Here is a 1,755-nt window from a genome sequence, read left to right on the forward strand (position 1 = left end):
GTTGAACAAAACGGCGACCGTAACGCTGTAGCATTTAGTTCAATTTCTGGTGATGCAAATGAAATTGAAATTGAGCAAGATGGCTTAACAAATGCAGTAACGTTTGCAGCTGTTGTTGGCGATGATAACCAAATAGATTTAGATCAAGAAGGTTCATTAAATACAATTGAATCAAACTTATTTGAAGGTGCAAATAACGAAGTGACAGCAACGCAAGTTGGCGCTGAAAACTTAATGACAGCCGATTTAATTGGCGATAACAACGAGCTAACTTCACTACAAAACGGTGACTTTAACGAATCTTACATGGGTGTAATTGGCTCTGATAATGAGTTTTCAACCACTCAAGTTGGCGACTTAAACTCTGTTCACCTTGCTAACTTTAACGGCACAGGTAACGATGTTGATTTAGTTCAATCTGGTGATGAAAACGTCATGCTGGTGCAATCGTCGTACCCTGATGTATCGCTTACATCAAACAATAACGATATTGATATTGCCCAAAGTGGTGCTCAAAACGAGGCAGTTGTTACGCTTGCGGGTATTTTAGATAGTAACGATAACCAAATCGATATTGCGCAAGATGGCATGTTAAACCTAGTCGATATGATGGTTGAAGGTAGTAGCCACAGTATTGATATTTCACAAGAAGGTGAAGGTAACTGGGTAAGCGGCGTTGAGCAGTCAGCCTTTTTAGTGGGTGGTGAAAACGTATCGTTTACAGTCACTCAAGTAGGTAACGATAACCTTGTTGAAGGCTCAGTAATTGGCTACGACAGCACGGTTTCTGTTACGCAAATTGGCGATGGCAACACAGCAACAATTACGCAAATGTAATTATTGAGGTGGGGAGGTTAACCCTCCCCATTTTACTATGAAAATAAATATTCACTTACGTTACTACCTACTGAGTTTTTTTCTGTTTTTTTCTTCGCTAAGCAATGCTGCGCAAGAACTAGAAATAGATGGCTTACTGCTTGATAGAAGCATTAGTCGTTTTGGCCATCAATTTTATTACGAGTTTTCAAATTACTGGCGAGATCTCCCTTCAACCGCTGGTTTTAATATAGAAATAAGAGAAACAGTAATACCAAAAGCTGGCACAAAGCTTTCGCTAATTATGAATAACCAACTCGTGTATGTAACCTATTTAGGACGTAGATTAGCGCCCCTCGACGAACGCGTTGAGCAAGCTGTTTACACTGTAATAGACGCGATGGCACGCTCAAATATGGCAACATCGTCACCCGACATGGCAGTAAATGGATGGTAAAATGAAAAAAATAGCACTTATAATAATAACAACACTTAGTTTTTCAGCCTCGGCAACTGAAATAATTTATACCCCAATCAACCCAAGCTTTGGTGGTAACCCACTCAATGCCACTATGCTGCTTAGTAAAGCGCAAGCGCAAAACAAACACAAAGCCCCAACCATCGAAAAAGGCTACGCAGAGCAATTTCAAGACTCATTAGAGCGCACGTATTTAAACCGCATGGTAAGAGAAATTACCGATATGGCGTTTGGTGAAGAAATTGAAGACAGCCTATTTGACCAAGACTCAATATTCATGAGTGGCGATTATCAAATAGAAGTCATCACCAGCACAACCGACACTATTACAGTAAAAATAACCAATATATTAGATGACTCTGTCGTGATCATCGAAGTTCCGAGGTTTGGATAATGCGCAAAATACTCATAACAATAACTCTATTAGCCATAACTGGTTGCTCAAGTATGGGAAACTTAAT

Annotated in this window: 2 protein-coding genes and 1 pseudogene; all 3 read left to right on the forward strand. The window is 39.8% G+C overall.

The features are described 5' to 3' along the window. Nucleotides 1–837, forward strand: a pseudogene (locus tag B2R65_RS10520) (curlin); the annotation flags it as partial. A 37-nt stretch (nucleotides 838–874) separates the two neighbouring features. Next, entirely contained in the window at nucleotides 875–1,273 is a 399-nt protein-coding gene (locus B2R65_RS10525) for a curli production assembly/transport protein CsgE (protein ID WP_096042769.1), read from the forward strand. Then, on the forward strand, nucleotides 1,263–1,688 hold the full coding sequence (locus B2R65_RS10530) for a curli assembly protein CsgF (RefSeq protein WP_004587047.1): 426 nt from the start codon (nucleotides 1,263–1,265) through the stop codon (nucleotides 1,686–1,688). Before B2R65_RS10525 ends, B2R65_RS10530 begins: the two co-directional genes overlap by 11 nt. Nucleotides 1,689–1,755 lie beyond the last annotated feature (67 nt).

This window comes from Pseudoalteromonas sp. UBA2102 (assembly GCF_002331165.1).
GTDB classification, from domain to species: domain Bacteria; phylum Pseudomonadota; class Gammaproteobacteria; order Enterobacterales; family Alteromonadaceae; genus Pseudoalteromonas; species Pseudoalteromonas atlantica.